The organism is Streptomyces sp. TS71-3 (assembly GCF_018327685.1).
Classification (GTDB): domain Bacteria; phylum Actinomycetota; class Actinomycetes; order Streptomycetales; family Streptomycetaceae; genus Streptomyces.
This window is the reverse complement of record NZ_BNEL01000001.1, coordinates 2,868,053-2,885,161: the sequence shown is the minus strand read 5'-3', so window position 1 is coordinate 2,885,161 and position 17,109 is coordinate 2,868,053. Positions and strand designations below refer to the sequence as shown.

General features: G+C 74.4%; 14 protein-coding genes and 1 tRNA gene. 7 read left to right on the top strand and 8 right to left on the bottom strand.

Annotated features, from left to right (window positions below; genetic code table 11):
• The first annotated feature begins 202 nt into the window (after positions 1-202).
• Positions 203-1,114 carry a DUF6801 domain-containing protein gene (locus tag Sm713_RS11715; protein ID WP_212909561.1) on the top strand — a complete coding sequence of 304 codons (912 nt, stop codon included), beginning with the start codon at positions 203-205 and terminating at the stop codon, positions 1,112-1,114.
• A 69-nt stretch (positions 1,115-1,183) separates the two neighbouring features.
• Here the strand turns inward: Sm713_RS11715 and Sm713_RS11710 are convergent, their stop codons facing one another.
• A complete protein-coding gene (locus Sm713_RS11710; protein ID WP_212909560.1) occupies positions 1,184-5,083 on the bottom strand; it encodes a WD40 repeat domain-containing protein in 3,900 nt (1,299 codons plus the stop codon).
• A gap of 410 nt (positions 5,084-5,493) precedes the next feature.
• A complete protein-coding gene (locus Sm713_RS11705; protein WP_212909559.1) occupies positions 5,494-6,540 on the bottom strand; it encodes a right-handed parallel beta-helix repeat-containing protein in 1,047 nt (348 codons plus the stop codon).
• 325 nt (positions 6,541-6,865) lie between these two features.
• On the opposite strand from Sm713_RS11705, the gene selA reads away from it, so the two are divergent.
• The 4 genes from selA to Sm713_RS11685 all read left to right on the top strand — a co-directional run bounded on the left by selA (position 6,866) and on the right by Sm713_RS11685 (position 11,135).
• Positions 6,866-8,428: an L-seryl-tRNA(Sec) selenium transferase gene (selA, locus tag Sm713_RS11700; RefSeq protein WP_212909558.1), complete on the top strand. Its 1,563-nt coding sequence runs from the start codon at positions 6,866-6,868 to the stop codon at positions 8,426-8,428.
• A gap of 3 nt (positions 8,429-8,431) precedes the next feature.
• Positions 8,432-10,276: a SelB C-terminal domain-containing protein gene (locus Sm713_RS11695; protein WP_212909557.1), complete on the top strand. Its 1,845-nt coding sequence runs from the start codon at positions 8,432-8,434 to the stop codon at positions 10,274-10,276.
• Positions 10,277-10,350: 74 nt separating this feature from the next.
• A complete protein-coding gene (locus Sm713_RS11690) occupies positions 10,351-10,683 on the top strand; it encodes a hypothetical protein (RefSeq protein WP_212909556.1) in 333 nt (110 codons plus the stop codon).
• Complete coding sequence (locus Sm713_RS11685; RefSeq protein ID WP_212909555.1) at positions 10,680-11,135, top strand: NUDIX domain-containing protein; 456 nt, start codon at positions 10,680-10,682, stop codon at positions 11,133-11,135. Before Sm713_RS11690 ends, Sm713_RS11685 begins: the two co-directional genes overlap by 4 nt.
• A 416-nt stretch (positions 11,136-11,551) precedes the next feature.
• On the opposite strand, the gene Sm713_RS11680 is transcribed toward Sm713_RS11685, so the two are convergent.
• From Sm713_RS11680 to Sm713_RS11655, 6 genes are all read right to left on the bottom strand, one after another.
• Entirely contained in the window at positions 11,552-12,217 is a 666-nt protein-coding gene (locus tag Sm713_RS11680) for a bifunctional 2-polyprenyl-6-hydroxyphenol methylase/3-demethylubiquinol 3-O-methyltransferase UbiG (protein WP_212909554.1), read from the bottom strand.
• A 67-nt stretch (positions 12,218-12,284) separates the two neighbouring features.
• Positions 12,285-12,761, bottom strand: a complete 477-nt coding sequence (locus Sm713_RS11675) for a hypothetical protein (RefSeq protein WP_212909553.1) — start codon at positions 12,759-12,761, stop codon at positions 12,285-12,287.
• Positions 12,762-12,938: 177 nt separating this feature from the next.
• Positions 12,939-13,115: a hypothetical protein gene (locus Sm713_RS11670; protein ID WP_212909552.1), complete on the bottom strand. Its 177-nt coding sequence runs from the start codon at positions 13,113-13,115 to the stop codon at positions 12,939-12,941.
• Between the two features lies 1 nt (position 13,116).
• Positions 13,117-13,329 carry a DUF5999 family protein gene (locus tag Sm713_RS11665; protein WP_249416239.1) on the bottom strand — a complete coding sequence of 71 codons (213 nt, stop codon included), beginning with the start codon at positions 13,327-13,329 and terminating at the stop codon, positions 13,117-13,119.
• A gap of 814 nt (positions 13,330-14,143) precedes the next feature.
• Positions 14,144-14,314, bottom strand: a complete 171-nt coding sequence (locus Sm713_RS11660) for a hypothetical protein (RefSeq protein ID WP_212909551.1) — start codon at positions 14,312-14,314, stop codon at positions 14,144-14,146.
• Positions 14,315-14,382: 68 nt separating this feature from the next.
• Positions 14,383-14,475 (bottom strand) — tRNA-Sec (locus tag Sm713_RS11655).
• 204 nt (positions 14,476-14,679) lie between these two features.
• Here Sm713_RS11655 and selD point away from each other — a divergent pair.
• Positions 14,680-15,780, top strand: coding sequence for a selenide, water dikinase SelD (gene selD / locus Sm713_RS11650; protein WP_212909550.1), 1,101 nt, complete (start codon positions 14,680-14,682; stop codon positions 15,778-15,780).
• 418 nt (positions 15,781-16,198) lie between these two features.
• A complete protein-coding gene (locus Sm713_RS11645) occupies positions 16,199-17,014 on the top strand; it encodes a MurR/RpiR family transcriptional regulator (RefSeq protein WP_212909549.1) in 816 nt (271 codons plus the stop codon).
• Positions 17,015-17,109 lie beyond the last annotated feature (95 nt).

The following is a 17,109-nucleotide window of genomic DNA, read 5'->3' as shown; positions in this document are numbered from 1 at the left end:
CACCCACACGTTCCCGAACGCACAGCTGTATACCCCTTGTTTATGAGGGCTTGCTACAACGGTCGAGGACGAAGTACCTCTGCGGCATCGGACAACGGTGGTGAGCATGGATGCCAGGAGCAACGGCCGAAGCCCGGGAAAGGCCTTAAGGGTCAGGAGCGCCCTGGGTGCCGCGTCCGCGGTGGCGGCCGCGGCGGGAATCGTGGGGGTCCTCGGAGCCGGGACAGCGGTCTCCGTTCCGGTCTCCCTCGACCTGAACTACACCTGCACGTACCCGGTGATCAACGATCACCCCTTGGGCGTGAAGATCAACACGAACCTGTCCAAGACCCACATCGTCGGCCGGCCCACCCCGGGCTACCCGATCAACGCGGTGGGAACGGTGGACGGGGGCACCACGCAGGCGCTCGGGCTGGTGAGCGTGAAGACCGTCGAGGGCACGGCGGACGCGAGGATCCACGTGGACGCGCCGGGGAGCGGCAGCAACCAGACCGTGTCCCTGAACGTGGCCAGGACCCCCGTCCCGGCGTCCGGCCCGTTCGACATCCGCACGAGCGGCATCGCGCCGTCCGTCACCTTCACCCGGCCGGGCAACGGGCGGATCATGGTCGACGACCTCACGCTGCACCTCATCGGGAGGAACGCGAACGGCGACCAGGTCAACCAGGGCAGTCTCAACGCCCCGTGCCGGCTGGACCCGGGACAGAACAACCAGCTCCTGTCGTTCGCCATCAAGGAGCCCCCGGCGCCGACGCATCCGACCGGCCCCACGACACCGGGTTCCGGCACCGCCCCCAGCGCCTCCGGGGCCGCGACGGGCAGCCCGTCCGGCTCGCTCCCGGGCACGTCGGCGTCCGCGAGTGCCGGCGCCGGCGCCCACGGCACCCACAGCACCCCGTCCCGGGCGCCCGGCGGCAGCACGGCATCGGCGGAACCGGAACCGGATCCCGCGGCGGGCGGCTCGGACCGGGCCCAGGCCAGCGGTGACGCGGTCGGCGGCTGGGACACCGCGGATCTGATCCTGGTGGTGGGAGGGGGCCTCGTCGCGGTCGCCGCGGCCCTCTACGCCGGCTCGCTGTTCCTGAAACGCCGGGGTGCCGGCGGTGGCTCCTGAGCTCTCCGCCAGGCCGTCGCGACAGCGGAGGCGCCCGGCCGGCAGCATCCACGCTGCCGGCCGCGCTCGTCACCCGCAGGGCGGCGTGAACGGCAGCTGGGGCACGTACTGCTTCCACTGCCGGGGCGTCAGGGGATTGGTGTACTTGCAGATCTGCCGGATGGCCTGATCGGCGCTCATCGACCACATCCACACCGTCCCGTCGTCACCGGCGCTGACGAGGGTCTGCTCGTCGGGGCTGAACGCCACCGCGTTCACGGGGCCGCTGTGGCCGGTCAGCGGTGGGTCGAGCGGGGTCGTGTCGGCCGGGTCGTCGAGGTCCCACAACCACACGTCGTGCGCACCGGCACTGGCCAGGGTGTGCCCGTCCGAACTGAACGCCACCGTGCGCACGGGGCCGTTGTTGCTGTTCAGGGGAGAGCCCAGCGCAGCGGCGTGGCGGGGATCCGCGACATCCCACAACCGCACCGTCCCGTCCGTGCCCGCGCTCGCCAGGGCGTGCCCGTCGGGGGCGAACGCCACCGCGTGCACGGGCCCGGTGCCGCTGTTCAGGGGGGAGCCCAGCGCAGCGGCGTGCCGGGGGTCGGCGACATCCCACAGCCGCACCGCGCCGAGCGTGTCCGCGCCGGCCAGGACGTGCCCGCTCGGGGCGAACGCCACCGCGTTCACGGGGTTGCCGTGGCCGGCCACGGGCCGGTCGAGCCGGGTGACGTGCCCGGGGTCGGTGACGTCCCACAACCGCACCGTCCCGTCGTCACCCGCACTGGCGAGGGTGTGCCCGTCCGGGCTGAACGCCACGGAGAGGACCGGGCCGGTGTGGCCGGTCAGCGTGCCCAGAGCGGTGGCGTGGGCGGGCCGGGTGACGTCCCACAACCGGACCGTGCCGTCCGATCCGGCGCTGGCGAGGACGTGCCCGTCCGGACTGAACGCCACCGCTTCGACGGGGTTGCTGTGACCCGTCAGGGGCCGCCCCGGCGACGGGTCATGGGCGCGATCGGCGAGGTTCCACAGCCGCACCGCCTGGTCCGCTCCGGCACTGGCCAGGGTGTGCCCGTCCGGGCTGAACGCCACCGCGTTCACGGCGTCGCCCCTGCCGCTCGTCAGGTCCGTCCCGAGGGGTGTGGAGCGGTTCCACAGCCGCACCGTGTGGTCCGCCCCGGCGGCGGCCAGGACGTGCCCGTCCGCGCTGAACGCCACAGAGAAGACCGGGCCGGTGCTGGTGCTCAGGGGCGACCCCAGCGGGACGGCGGTCGCGGGATGGGTGACGTCCCACAACCGCACCGTCCCGTCCTCACCCGCGCTGGCCAGCGTGTGCCGGCTCGGGCTGAACGCGAGCGAGTAGACGGTGCCGGTGTGGCCGGGCAGGGGCCGGCCCAGCGGGGCGGTGCGAGCGGGGTCGGTGACATCCCACAGCCGCACCGTGCCCTCCGCACCGGAGGTCGCCAGAACGTGCCCGTCCGCGCTGAACGCCACCGCCCAGACGGCGCCCGCGGAACGGGACGGGGCGGAGCCGAGCGGGGTGGCGCGGGAGGGATGGGTGAGATCCCACAGCCGCACCCGGCCGTCCGCTCCGGCGCCGGCCAGGAGATGCCCGTCGGGGCTGAACGCCACCGCGTTCACGACGCCGGTGTGGCCGGTCAGGGGCTTGCCCAGCGGGGCGGGGTAGGCGGGGTCGGTGAGGTTCCACAGGCGCACCGTGCCGTCCGACCCGGCGGCGGCCAGGGTCTGCCCGTCCGGGCTGAACGCCACCCAGCGGACGACACTGGTGTGTCCCGGCAGAGGCGAGCCGAGCGGGGTGGCGTGGGCGCGGTCGGCGAGGTCCCACAGCCGCACCTTGCCGTCCGTGCCGGCGCTGGCCAGGATGTGCCCGTCCGGGCTGAACGCCACCGAGTCGATGGCGCTGGAGCCTCTGAGGAGCGGTGCGCCCAGCGGCCTCGTGCGAGCCGGGTAGGGGACGTCCCACAGCCGCAGCGTGCCGTCGTAGCCCGCGCTGGCCAGGGTGTGCCCGTCCGGGCTGAGAGCCACGGTGTAGACGGGTCCCGTGTGCCCGGTCAGGGTGGTGGACAGCGGGTTGTTCGCGTCGGTGACCAGGTGGGTGTAGAGGCCTGATGTCTGCCTCATGCGGTACGCGGCGATGTCGAGCTGGGCCGCGAGCGAGGGCTGGTTGCCGCGGAGGGCCTCGGCCCTGGCGGTGAGCTGGCTGAAGATCGCCCTGTCGCGTTCCGTCTGCGCGGTGGTCCTCTGGTGCTGCGCGATGAAGGCGGCGGTACAGGCGGACAGGAAGAGGACGACCAGGGCGGCGATCACCGCGTTGCGGACGCCGAGGGCACGGCGCCGCCTGTGCACCGAGGCCGTGAGGAAGGCCGACGCGGTGGAGCTGAGGGCTCCCGAGGGTGCCGAACCGGCCCAGGCCTCGGCTGCCGCGAGCCGGCTGCCGCTGTGGAGCATGCCCGGGTCGCGGCCCGCGTGCTCCCAGTCAGCCGCGGCGGCTTCGAGCTCCTGGCGGACGAGGTTGCCGGGCCGGTCGGCCTCGATCCAGTCCCGCAGGCGTGGCCACGCGCGCAGCAGCACCTCGTGGGTGATCTCCACGCTGTCGCCTTCCCGGGTCAGCAGGCGGGCGCCGGTGAACGTCTCGACGACCGCCATGGCCGCGGCGGAATCCCCGCCGTGCCCCAGCAGGTCGCCGTACGGGACGCGCTGGCGGGTGTCCTCCCCGCCCGCGCCGATCTTGACCAGGCGGAGCAGCACGGCGCGGGCGGCCGCCCTGCCCGCCTCGTCGAGACGCGTGTAGTGCTCCTCGGCGGTGGTGCGCACGGCGCGGGCGATGCCGCCGGTGGCCTCGTACCCCTCCACCGTGAGGGCGCGGCCGTGCTGCTGCTGCCAGGTGGCCCGCAACGCGTGCGCCAGCAGGGGCAGTCGCCCTGCCTCGTATCCGGCCGGAACGGCGGTGGCGCCGTCGCCGGCCTCGCCGGAGTGCGCCGGTGCGCCGAGATCGCGCAGCAGCACCTCGACGAGACCCGGGTCGACTTCCAGGCCCACGTCCCTGGCCGGGAAGATGATCGCCTCCCGGACGCGGGTCGCGGACATGGACCCGACCAGCACCGGGCCGTCCTGGAGGACCGACCGGAGCCCCGGATACTCGGCACATCGGGTGTAGAAGTCCGACCTCAGCCCGTACACGACCAGCCCTGCCGGGCCCCTCCCCCCGGGCTCCGCCTCGGCGACGGCGCCCAGGACGGCGAGGAAGGCGGCGCGTTCACGCTCGTCGGTGCAGAGCGTGAACAGCTCTTCGAGCTGGTCGACGACGAGGATCCACCGCCGGTGCGCCGCGCCGGTCTGCCCGGCGCCGGACTGCCTGCCCAGTGCCTCGCGCAGCATCGAGACGGACTCCGCGGGCCCCTCGGCCAGGACGTCGGCCGCCTGCCGCGGGCTGGTTCCGGTGACCTCGGCCAGCCGGTCGGCCAGCTCCGTCAACGGGTGCTCGGTGGGGGTGAGCACGGCGCGCGGCCAGTCCCGCGATCCCTCGACGGGCAGCAGCCCGGCGGCGACGGCGGGCAGCAGGCCCGCTTCGAGGAGCGAGGACTTGCCGGCCCCGGACGGCGCTACCACCGCCAGCCCGCCACCGCCCCACAGGCGCCGGTCGAGCCCCACGAGCAGGTCGGAGACCAGTTCGTCCCGCCCGAAGAACCACCGGGCCTGGTCCGCGCCGAACGACGACAGGCCCGGATACGGGCAGTCCCCCGGCTCCCCACCGGACTTCGCACGGCGCACGGCCCGCACGCCGTCCAGGTAGTAGAAGTGCTGGTGCCGCTCGGAGACATGGAGGTCGCGGAGTGCCTGGTAGATCCTGGCGCGATCCGTGGCCTGGGCGTGGAGGCGGGTTCCCTCGGGGCGGTCGCCGCCTTCGTCGCCCACGCCGCGGGGTCCGCCCTCGGCGCCCTCGTCCTCGGGCGGTTCAGGGGTGCTCATGGGTGGGTGGCGTCCGTTCCGCGGCCGAGGGTGTGCACCACCAACGCTGCGTCCGCGGGCATGACGCGCCCGCTCGTCGCCGTGGCGCTCACGTCGGCCGTCATGGCGCTCGGCATTGCGGCCCCGGTCGCGGGCGCCGTCGGATCCATACCGTCCCCCTCAGCATGACCTGGTCTCCACCTACCCCGGAACGCCTTCGTGTTAGCCCTCGCCGGGGTGGAGTTCGGCGGGGGCGTGGCGGCGGGGAGTGCGACGGGGGGCACGCCGGGGGGGGTCGCGCTGGGGGTTCGCGCCGGGTTGGACTGGGTTGGACTGGGCTGGGTTGGGTCCCGGCGGTCGTCCGGTCTGTCCCCGGGTGTGGTCCGAGGTGCGGTCGCGGGCGCGGTTCCGGGTGTGGCCCCGGGTGCGGTTCACGGGTCGCAGCCGGGCTCGGGACCCTCGTAGCCCGCCATGGACGACTTGTCGATGCCCACCTCGCAGTCGATGGACGGGTCGAGCCTGTTGTCCTTCACGTGGGCGCCGGTCGCGTGGTTCTGGAGGCCGATGGCGTGGTCGGGGCCCGCCTCCCAGGTGTTGCCGGTGACGGTCAGGTGCTGCACGTCGTCGACCATCAGCGTCTGGGACGCCTGCTGCGTCTGGCAGTCGTTGTTCCGGAACGTCCAGTACTCCGAGACACCCTCGCCGCTGCCGTCGCCGGCCTCGGAGTCGGGGCCCTCGGCCATCAGGCACATGTTGTCGATCTTCCGGCAGGTGTTGCCGTCGATCACCACGTTCCGGCTCGCCACGTCCTCGTCGTCGGTGGTGAAGGTCTGCATGCAGTCGGCGTGCGCGCCGGTGCTGTTGTCGGTGCTGGAGATGGTGTTGTGCGCGACGGTGATGTCGTCGCCGAAGAAGCGCAGGCCGTCGCCGTCGCCGCCCTGCGGGGCCGTGACCGTGTTGTTCTGGACGGTGACGCCGTCGCCGTGGATCTCGATGCCCGGAGCGGACGGCCCCTCCATGGTGTAGCCGTCCACGATGACGTGGTCGGCGTCGATGTCGATGCCGCCGACCCGCTGCCCGTTGCCGGAGTAGGTGACGGGCTTGTCCGCGGTGCCGCCCTTGTCGATCTCCAGCCGGTGGCCACGGGAGAGGCCGTCGACGCAGACGACGTCGCCCGGCCTGACGGCGTCCAGCGCGGGCCGGCCGGTGACGTTCCGGTCCGTGACGTTCCGGGTGCAAGCGGGGGCGGCGCCGGGGTGGGCGCCTGGGGTGCGGGTGCGGGTGGGTTCGGCGTGGGTGGATGTCACGTGCGTGGATGCCGCGTGCGTGGATGTCACGTGCGTGGATGTCACGTGCGTGGATGCCGCGTGGGTGGATGCCGCGTGCGTGGCTGCCGCGTCCGACGGTGCGGCCATGAGTGCGGCGCCGGCCAGGGCGAGGGCCGCGGCGGTACCGCACAGGTTTCTGGTGAGTGACACGGTTGTTCCTCCTGGACGTCGGCCTGTACTTGCCGGTGCCTGGCACCGTTGGGGCCGGAAGCCAATCGGATTTCGCGGGGACGGCTCCCCGGCGGCGCCCCCCATGACGCGTTCGGCGTACGGCGCGTTGGTGCGTTCGGGGTGCGCGCGGAGGCCGGCGGTGTGGCGCCGGGGGTGCCCGGCGGGGCGGTCGTACCGTGGGCGCGCGCCGGTGGTGGGCCGGAAGGGCGCCCGGGGCTCCGAGCGTTCGGGGTCGCTCGGCCCCGGTCCGCCCGTACCGGTTCCGCCGGCCCGTCCGTAGCGGCTCTCAGCGAAGGGGCAGCGCATGGAACGCGACCCGGTTCCGGACCGCGCCCCCGCCGCGCCGGAGGCTCACGTGCCCGTGCCGGACGCCCACCCCTCCGTGGCGAGCGACCCCCGCCGCCGGCTGCCCCGCACGGACGTGCTGCTCGCCGATCCCCGGCTGGCCGCCGCGGTCGAACGGCTCGGGCGGGGGCTGGTGAAGGCGGTGCTGGCCGGGGTGCAGGAGCGGGCGCGTGCCGGGGAGGTGCCCGTCTCGGGGATCGTCGAACGTGCCGTGGCCGCGCTGCCCGCCACCGCGTCCGCGCTCCGGCCGGTCGTCAACGCGACCGGGGTGCTGCTCCACACCAACCTCGGCCGTGCCCCGCTCTCGGCCGCCGCCCGTGACGCGCTGCTCTCCGCGGCCGGCACCACGGACGTCGAACTCGACCTCGGTACGGGGCTACGGGCGCGGCGCGGCCGTTCCGCGATCGAGGCGCTGATGGAGCGGGTGCCGGCCGCGGAGGGCGCCCATGTGGTGGGCAACGGGGCGGCGGCCCTGGCGCTCGCGGCGACCGCGCTGGCCCGCGGCAGGCAGATCGTGGTCAGCCGGGGCGAACTGGTGGAGATCGGGGACGGTTTCCGGCTGCCCGACCTGCTGGAGTCCACCGGGGCACGGCTCCGCGAGGTCGGCACGACCAACCGCACCGCGTTCGCCGACTACGCCTCGGCCGTGGGACCGGAGACCGGGTTCGTGCTCAAGGTGCACCCGTCCAACTTCCGCGTCACCGGCTTCACCAGCGAGGTCGGGGTGGCCGACCTGGCCCGGCTGGGCGTTCCGGTCGTCGCGGACATCGGCTCCGGGCTGCTCGCCCCCGACCCCCTCCTGCCGGACGAGCCCGACGCGGCGACCTGGCTGCGCGCGGGCGCCGACCTCGTGACCGCCAGCGGTGACAAGCTGCTGGGCGGCCCGCAGTGCGGGCTCCTGCTCGGCCGCGGGGAGCTGGTGCGGCGGCTGGCCCGGCACCCGCTGGCCCGGGCCCTGCGCGTGGACAAGCTGACCCTCGCCGCCCTGGAGGCCACCCTGCGCGGCCCCGCCACCCCCGTCCACGCGGCGCTCCACGCCGGCCCCGGACGGCTCCGGGCACGCGCCGAACACCTGGCGGCCCGGCTGCGCGCGGCCGGAGTGGACAGCCGGGCGGTGGACAGCGAGGCGGTGATCGGTGGCGGCGGCGCCCCGGGGGTGACGCTGCCCAGCGCCGCCGTCTCCCTGCCCGCGTCCTGCGCGGCGCCCCTGCGGCGGGGGGTGCCCGCGGTCCTGGGGAGGGTGGAGCAGGGTCGGTGCCTGCTGGACCTGCGGGCGGTTCCGGAGGACGCTGACGTGGCACTGGCCGCCGCCGTCCGGAACGCGTGCGCCCCGGCGGCGGGCGGGACGGGTATCGGGACCGGGACCGGGCGGCACACGGTGACCCGGCAGGACGCGGTGACCGGACGGGACACGGCGACCGGGCAGGACCCCGTGGGCGCGACCCCACCCGACCGGACGGCCACCGCCCCTGCCGCCGTCACCACCCCCACCCCCGCCGCCCCCACCACCCCCGGCAGGTGAACCGTGCACGTCTTCGCCACCGCCGGACACGTCGACCACGGCAAGTCAGCCCTGCTGCGGGCCCTGACCGGGATGGAACCGGACCGGTGGGCGGAGGAGCGGCGCCGGGGCATGACGCTGGACCTGGGGTTCGTGTGGACGCGGCTGCCCGGCGCCGGGGAGACCGCGTTCGTCGACGTGCCGGGGCACGAGCGGCTGGTGGCGAACATGCTGGCGGGCGTGGGGCCGGTCCCCGCCGTGCTGTTCGTGGTCGCCGCGGACCAGGGCTGGCAGCCGCAGTCGGAGGAGCACCTGGCGGTCCTGGACGCGCTCGGCGCCCGGCACGGGCTGCTCGCCGTCTCGCGCTGCGACCTCGCCGATCCGGCGGCGGCGCGCAAGGAGGCGCTGGACCGGATCGCCGAGTCGTCGCTGGGCGAGGTGGCGTCCGTGGCCGTGAGCCCAATGAGCGGTGAGGGCCTCGACGAGTTGCGCGGGGCGCTGGTCCGCACCGCGAGCGCGCTGCCCGCGCCGGATCCGGAGGCGGACGTACGGCTCTGGATCGACCGTGCCTTCACGGTGCGCGGCCGGGGCACCGTCGTCACGGGGACCCTCGGCGCGGGCACGCTCCGGGTGGGCGACCAGTTGGTGGGCGTGGACGGCAGGCGGCCGTTGCGGGTGCGGGGCCTTGAGGCGCTCAAGGAGCCCAGGACCGAGGTGCCGGCGGTGGCCCGGGTCGCGGTCAACGTGCACGGCGCGGACGCCGCGGCACTGCGCCGCGGGGACGCGCTGCTCACGCCGGGGCGCTGGCTCGGCGCGGACACCGTGGACGTCCGGCTGACCGGCGCCCCGGCCCGCGACCTGCCCCGGCACCTGACGCTGCACGCCGGTTCCGCGGCGGTGCCGGTGACGGTCCGTCCGCTGGGCGGGGACACGGCCCGCCTGCGGCTGGCCACGGCGCTGCCGCTCAGGATCGGCGACCGGGCGCTGCTGCGGGACCCGGGCAGGCACCGCGTCCCGGCCGGGGTGACCGTCCTCGACGTCCGCCCGCCCGCGCTCGCCCGGCGGGGCGCCGCGGCGCAGCGGGCCCGGGACCTGCGGGCGGTCGCCGGCGCTCCGGACGGTGCCGCGGAGCTGCGCCGGCGCGGCCTGGTGCACCGCGTGGAACTACTCGCGATGGGGGCGAGCCCGCCTTCGGAGCCGGTGGCCGGCGAGTGGCTGGCGGACCCGGCCCACTGGTCCGCCCTGCGCGACCGGCTCCGCCGCGCGGTCGAGGAACACGCCGTCCGGCACCCGCTGGAGCCCGGCCTGCCGCTGGAGACGGCCCGTCAGACGCTGGACCTGCCCGAACGCCGCCTGGTCGAGGCACTGCTGGCGGCCGGCCCCGGCCTGCGGCAGCGCGACGGCCGCGTCTACGGCAGCCGGGCACGCCCCGCGCTGCCCCCCGAGGCGGAATCCGCCGTCGCGGCGGTCCGCACGGACCTGGCCCGCGCCCCCTTCCGCGCACCGGAGGCCGACCGCCTCGCCGGGCTGGGCCTCACCCCCCGCCTGCTGGCCGCGGCCGCCGCGGCGGGCTCCCTGCTGAGGATCGCGGACGGCATCGTCCTCCTGCCCGGCGCGGACGCCGAGGCCGCCACGATCCTCGCCGGCCTCCCCCAGCCGTTCTCGGCGAGCGAGGCCCGCCGCGCCCTGGACACCACCCGCCGCGTCGCCATCCCGCTGCTGGAGCACCTGGACCGGCGGGGGTGGACGGTCCGGGTGGAGGGGGCGTTGCGGCGGTGCGGGGCGGGGCCGGGGGGCCAGGTGCCGGGGGCGGTGGACTCGGTGGACGGCGGGAGCGATGGGGCGAGTCCGGGGGGAGGTTGCCGGTAGCCCGGTTCGATAGCGCGGTTCGATACCCCGGCCCCGGCGCGTACGTTGGCGCCATCGAGCGGGACCGCTTCCCGGTGGTGGCCACACACCTGACCGCGCGTACCGATCTCGTCCGTGCCGTGGGCGGCTGGCCCGCGCTGCCCGCCATGGAGACCATCGGGCTCGTGCTCACCCGCGCGTCCGTGGCCCCGGGACGCATGCTGGGCACGCCGGGAGGCGTGTACCGCAAGCACCCCCTGCAGACGACGGCGCAGCCCGACTACCGTCGCGAGGAGGAGTTCGCGACGCTGCGAGCGGCCATACTGACCCGTCTGGACGCCCTGCGCACCACCAGGCAGCGCTGGTCGCCGCACGCGCCCCCGGTGGCCGGCACGGCGCCGGCACGGTCGCCGAGGAGGCAGGGATGAAGCGCATCATCGCCCGGCTGTGGTGGATGATCCGTCCGGTGCAGTGGCGGCTGCTGTGGCTGACCCACGCGACGTTCATGGTGGGCGTGACCGGACTCGTCCGCGACGATCAGGGCCGCGTGCTGCTGCTGCGCCACCGCCTGTGGCCCGAGGGCCGCCAGTGGGGCCTGCCGAGCGGCTACGCGATCAGGGGCGAGGAGTTCTCGGCGACCGTCGCCCGGGAGGTGCGCGAGGAGACCGGCCTGGAGGTCGAGGCCGGCCGGCTGCTGTACCTCAGGAGCGGCTTCCGGCTGCGCGTCGAAGTCGCCTACGAGGCCCGGTTCCTCGGCGGCGACCTGGCGATCGACCCGTTCGAGATCCTGGAGGCCCGATGGTTCTCCCCCGCGGAACTCCCCGACGAGATGCAGGAGTCGCACCGGCTCCTCATCCGTGAGGAGACCGCCAACGACTGATGGGGCCGACCGGGCCGGTCCAGGACTTCACGGCGGGAACGAGCACCCGGACGGGCGGAGGTGGACGGTCCGGTCGGACGAGGCACGTGGACGGGGCGTTGCGGCAGTTCGCGACCGGCTTGAGGCGAGCTTCGCTGGGAACATGGTCCCGCAAGCGTTGACGAGTGCCGTCCGCTCCGCTACCCGCCTGGTCATCGCCCGCCGCCGGGCCGTCGGCGAGCGCATCCGCGCGGTACGCCTTCACTCGAACCCCACCCAGGAGCGCCTGGCCGAGCTGGCCGACCTTGACCGGCAGGCGTCAATAGGATCGAGCAGAGCCACGCCAGCCCCCTACTCGCCGGTCTCGTCCCCATCGCGGCGCCACTTGGCGTCCCGCTCGCCGCCCTCGTGGCGCGAGGGAAGGCGGCGCCCGGCTGTCAGACGCGTGCCTCGACCAGCAGCGTGCCCGTGCGCCGCTTCCCGAGCGGGGGCGGCAGGACCTGCGCGGCCACCTTGGTGAATCCGCTCTCGTAGAGCAGATGCGTCCACACAGTGGGCTCGTAGTCCCAGCGCCTCACGACGAACGGGTCTTCATCGTCCGCGTGGGGGATGTACGAGGCCTGGCAGCCGTAGCAGCCCTCCACGGGTGGCCGCTGCGAGAAGGCGAGGACACCGCCGGGCCGCAGTCGCGAGCGGATCACGGCGAGCAGGGTGGCAGGCTCGGTGAACCACATGGCGCCGTACACGGAGTAGACGGCGTCGAAGTCAGGGCCCGGCTCCTCCAGGTAGTCCAGGGCGTTGGCCTGGTGCAGGGTGAGCCGGCCGAGGTGGCCCCAGCGGGTTCGGGCGGCGTCGAGTTGGCGCGGTGAGATGTCGACGCCCGCAGTGTGGTGGCCGACGGTGGCCAGGTGCGCGGCATTGCCCCCCTTGCCGCAGCCGAGATCCAGCACGCTCCCACGGTCGGGGAGCGCGAGGAGTTCGGCGCCGGGCCCGTGGTCCGCGTGCTGTGTCCAGTTGAACCAGGTTGTCTCGCCGCGGCCGTTCACGGGCCGGCGCTCGGGTCGCTGTCCGGCGTAGGCGTCCCAGGCGAGGGTGTCTGTCACAGGTGCTCCGCTCGTTGGCCAGCCGCCCGGCCCCGGGGCCGGGCGGCTGGAGTCTCGCACGGTGGCGTTACTTCTTGCCCTTGCCGGAGTTCGGACTGTCACTGCACCCGGCGTGGCATTGGCTGCAATCCGCCAGTTCGGGCCACAGCTCGGTGTCGACCGTGTACCCGGCCGCGGTGATGGCGATCAGGGTCCGGCCGCGGGCCTCAGCGGGACCGCCGGGAATCTCCTTCGGCTCGTCGGTGGGAACGTGGTGGATGAAGCGTCCGGCGACACGCTGGCAGAAGTCGGCGTGGTCGACGGTGTGCAGGATGAAGGTGTGCCATCCGACGTCCACCAGCTTGCTGGGGGCGAGGGACTGGCCTGGCGCGTGTCCGGAGGCGGCGAGGAACGCGGCTGTCTGTGCGACGATGCGGCGGGCCATGGGCGTGTCGATGTCGGGGTGATCGGTGGTGATGCGCCGGGTGAGGCGCTCGACCACCTCAGGGGAGGGCAGGTCGGCCGGGTCGGCCGTCTGCACAGGATGTTCCATGGCGATGGTCACGGTGTCCTCCTGTCGTGGTGTTGTGGCCCCGTGAGCCGGGGCCGCCCGCAGGTGCAACGCGCCTGCGCGGTGCTGCGCCTGCGGGAGTCGTGGGGTTCCGGGCCCCGACTCGGGGGGTTGGCCGGGGCCCGTGGCTGCTGCCGGGGCCGGCAGCCGAGGGAGCCGGGCAGGGCGGTCTCAGGCGGGTTTCAGCCGGAGCCGCTGGCGGCAGGCCTCGCAGGCATAGAGGGCGGCACCGGGCCCGGACGCCTGCTCGATCACGTCGATGAACACGCCAGTGGTCGTGTCGCCCTTGTGCCAGTGGCACCAGGTCGTGTCCGCGGCGGGAGGGCGTGTGGGCTGACCCTCGTGCATGTCAGGCCCCCGCCAGGTGATGGGTGGCGAGCGGCCGTTGCGGGGCGATGATCTGCCCATCGGGCAGCAGTTCGCCGGTGTCGAAGAGCAGGACTCCGTTGCACAGGAGGCTCCAGCTCTGCTCGGGGTGGTGAGCCACCGGGTGGGCGGCCTCCCGGTCCGCGGCGCCCGCAGGCGGGCACGGCGGCAGGTGCGCGCAGGTCGTCGGCATCATGGCTTCCTCGGGCTACGGGGTGAGCAGAGCGCGGGCGAGTTGGAGCACGGCCCACGCGCCGACGGCGACTGATCAGAACCTGGGCGATGCCCAAGCTGGTGCGCTGCACCAACTCCTCGTCGGTGCGGTACAGCAGACGGACGGGGTGGTGAACCGCAGCGGATTCGAGCCGCCGCGTCCAGGTCCGGCGCCGCGGCTTCGCGTGCACGCTCACCGCGCCCATGCTGCGCGGCCACCGCCGGCACCAGGCCGCTCATGCCGGCATGCGGCGCCACGACGCCCTCCACGGTGCCCGCGCCGATCATGTCGAGGGCCCGCTGCCAACCGAGGCGCAGGGAGCGGTGCAGGACCGGGTCCTCGTCGTGCAGCTCGGCCAAGCGAGGGACCACCCAGTTTCGGGCGGTCGCGTAACGGCGTAGGGCGTCCATCGTCTGGGCGGGCCGTGCCTCCGCACCGCATGCGTACAGGAGGACTGCGGCCCGGCCGGGCGTAGCCCGGGGGCTAGGGGTGCAGCTCATGCCCGAAAGGCTGCCGACACTGCGTCAGTTCCGGGAGGTAGCAGGCGTATCACTTATGGAAGTTGCAGACCCCCTGAGTGATACGTGGCCTGTCACTCTCCACTTCGGCGGCCGGGCAGGTGATATGCCACGTATCACCTGCGCACCTCGGCAGGGCTCGAAGTGATACACCGCGTATCACCCGTGCGGAAGGGCTTGAACCCCGATCAGAGAGGCGATGTGCCGCAACTGGGCCGTGGACTCGGTTCCGACACGCTGGATGACGAGGCCCGGCACGGTCGCTGGAGAACCGCTCTCTACGCAATACCGTCCATGATCTGGTTCACCGTGGCACGACGTTCGCGCCGAGCATCCACGGTGACGGGGTCGCCGCTTCGGGCGGGCACTTCCGTGTTCTCCGGCTGGTCGTCCTCCCACATGAGCCGGTGCTGGTGCTGGCGCGGCGTGGGCTCGGCTTCGAGAGTCATGGCCCCACGGTACTCACCAACACGACGAATGGCCCCGTTACCGCCGCAGCTCAACGCCCCAGGAATCGCGGAGGCGGATGGGAATCGAACCCACCTGCCCGAGTTGCTCGGACACCTCGGTTTTGAAGACCGGGAGGGCCACCAGGCGCCCTTACGCCTCCTTGCCCGGTCCCGGGGCGGCGGGAGCGCCGGCCGGTCCGGACGAGCGTCCATCGAAGCCGGGGGGCCGACCGGAGTCAACGCGCCGCGCTGCGCGCTCGCCCGTCCGGCCCACCATGGGCGAACCACCGGGGCCGGCCGCCGGAACGGACCGTCGCCGGGATCGTTGGACCCGTCGCCAGTCCTACCCCCGAAGGGAAACCGCGATGGCGACCGCGAGCCCTACCGTGCCCCAGGACGACAGCGCCGGCCGGGTCCGGCTGACCCAGTACGCCCACGGCGGCGGGTGCGCCTGCAAGATCCCCCCGGGCGAGCTGGAGGAGATCGTCGCGGGGCTCACGCCCCGGCCCCCGGCCGCGGACGGCACGGCTCAGCCCCCAGCGGCGGGCGGCACCGCGGGGTCCACGGCGGCCACCAGGGCCGCCGACCTGCTCGTCGGCCTCGACAGCGGTGACGACGCCGCCGTCGTCCTGTTGCCGGGCGCGAACGGCACCCAGGCCGTCGTCGCCACCGCCGACTTCTTCACGCCGGTCGTGGACGACCCCTACGACTGGGGCAGGATCGCCGCCGCCAACGCGCTCTCGGACGTCTACGCCATGGGCGGCACCCCCCTCGTCGCGGTGAACCTGCTGGCGTGGCCCCGCGACGCGCTCCCCGTGGAGCTGGCCCGGGAGGTGCTGCGGGGCGGTCTGGACATCGCCACCCAGGCCGGGTGCCATGTCGCGGGCGGGCACAGCGTGGACGATCCCGAGCCCAAGTACGGAATGGCGGTCACCGGGGTCGCCGACCCCGCGCGGCTGCTGCGCAACGACACCGGCCGGCCCGGCGTGCCGCTGTCCCTGACGAAGCCGCTGGGCCTCGGTGTCCTCAACAACCGGCACAAGGCGACCGGCGAGGTCTTCCCGGCGGCCGTCGCCACCATGGCCGCGCTCAACCGCGACGCCGCGTCGGCCGCCCTGGCCGCCGCCGCGGTCTGCGCGACGGACGTCACCGGGTTCGGGCTGCTGGGGCACCTGTTCAAGCTGGCCCGCGCGTCGGGCGTGACCGCCGTGGTCGACGCCGCCGCCGTGCCGTACCTCGACGGCGCGCGGGAGGCCGTGCGGGACGGCTACGTCAGCGGCGGCACCCGCCGCAACCTCGCCTGGGTCGCCCCGGTCACCGACTTCGGCGCCGCGGACGAGCCGACCCGGCTGCTGCTGGCCGACGCCCAGACCTCCGGCGGGCTGCTGGTCGCCGGTGAGGTGCCCGGCGCCCCGGTCATCGGCGAGCTCGTGCCCGCGGGCGAGCACCGTCTCGTCATCCGTTGAGGCGCCACATCACCATCCGCTGAGGCGCCACATCACCATCCGCCGGCCCGGCTTCGTCGTCGTCCGCCGGCCCGCCTGGTCATCGTCCGCCGACCCGCCTGCGTCACCGTCCGCCGACCCGCCGTGTCATCGTCCGCCGGGCCACCGTCCGGGGGCTCCGCTCACGCGCGCCCGGGGGCTCCCCCGCGCCCTCTGCACAAGGCGCCCAGCGCGGGCCCGCCCCCGCCGACGCCGCAGGTCAGCAAGGTCTGACGAGCCGGACGAGAACCCTGGACGCGAGCACCCGAGGGCACCGAAGCGATGGATTCCGGATGAGGGGGTTCCCAAGCTGGAAGATGAATTGTAGCGTGCACCCAATTGAAATCGACCTTGCAAAGCTTGCGAGAGCAACAAGGGCTACGAGAGCAAAGGGAGCACCGTGCTGCCCGACCTGATCGAGGCGTGTGCCGGGGAGCTGTCGAGGACGGACCGGCGGATCGCTGACCACCTGCTGGAGCACATGGAGGACGTGCCGTTCCTGCGGGCCGCCGAGATCGCGGAGCGCCTCGGGGTCAGCGCGGCCAGCGTGACCCGGTTCGCGCAGCGGCTCGGCTTCGACGGGTATCCACGGCTCCAGGACGCCGTCCGTGCCGACCTGCGGTCCGTGCTCGCGCCGCCGCGGGTGCCGGCCGGCGAGGACGGCAGCCGGTACGCACGGGTGTGGGACCGGGAGATGCGGAACCTGGAGGCGCTGCGGGAGCTGCCCGACGACGTGCTCGACGGCGCGGCCAGGATGATCGCGGAGGCCGGCACGGTCTGGGTGCTCGGCGGCAGGGCCTCGGAGTCGGCCGCGGCGGCGCTGGCGTTCTCGCTGGCCCGGGTGCGGGACGGGGTGCGGTCGGTCGACTCGTCCGCCCTCCACGACTACCAGCCGCTGCTGGACCTCGGCCCGAGCGACCTGCTGGTGGCCCTCACCTTCCGCAGGTACACCCGCAGCACCGCCCAGATCGGCAGGATGTTCGCCACCCGCGGCGTCCCCATCCTGCTGATCACGGACGACGGCAGCCCCTCCCTCGCCCATGACGCCAAGCTCGTCCTGCGCGTGTCCGGGCGCGCCCCGGGCGGGCTCCCCTCGATGACCGCGGCCACGAGCCTCGGCCTCGCACTCACCCTCGGCGTCGTCGGCCACGTCGGCTCCGAGCGGCTGGACGCCGGCGAGCGCCTCAGCCGGGACATGGAGATCTTCGAAGGCTGAGCCCGAGCAAGTTCGAAGCCTGAGCCGGAGCAAGGCTGAGCCCGAGCCGAGGGCCAAGCCAGGCCCGAGCGCCGACCCGAGCCAAGCCTGAAGCA

Bases quoted from the DNA above. Each gene is read 5' to 3' on its own strand.
- Sm713_RS11710 (WP_212909560.1), bottom strand. From the start codon at position 5,083: ATGAGCACCCCTGAACCGCCCGAGGACGAGGGCGCCGAGGGCGGACCC.
- selA (WP_212909558.1), top strand. From the start codon at position 6,866: ATGGAACGCGACCCGGTTCCGGACCGCGCCCCCGCCGCGCCGGAGGCT.
- Sm713_RS11685 (WP_212909555.1), top strand. From the start codon at position 10,680: ATGAAGCGCATCATCGCCCGGCTGTGGTGGATGATCCGTCCGGTGCAG.
- Sm713_RS11670 (WP_212909552.1), bottom strand. From the start codon at position 13,115: ATGCACGAGGGTCAGCCCACACGCCCTCCCGCCGCGGACACGACCTGG.
- Sm713_RS11665 (WP_249416239.1), bottom strand. From the start codon at position 13,329: ATGATGCCGACGACCTGCGCGCACCTGCCGCCGTGCCCGCCTGCGGGC.
- Sm713_RS11660 (WP_212909551.1), bottom strand. From the start codon at position 14,314: ATGACTCTCGAAGCCGAGCCCACGCCGCGCCAGCACCAGCACCGGCTC.
- selD (WP_212909550.1), top strand. From the start codon at position 14,680: ATGGCGACCGCGAGCCCTACCGTGCCCCAGGACGACAGCGCCGGCCGG.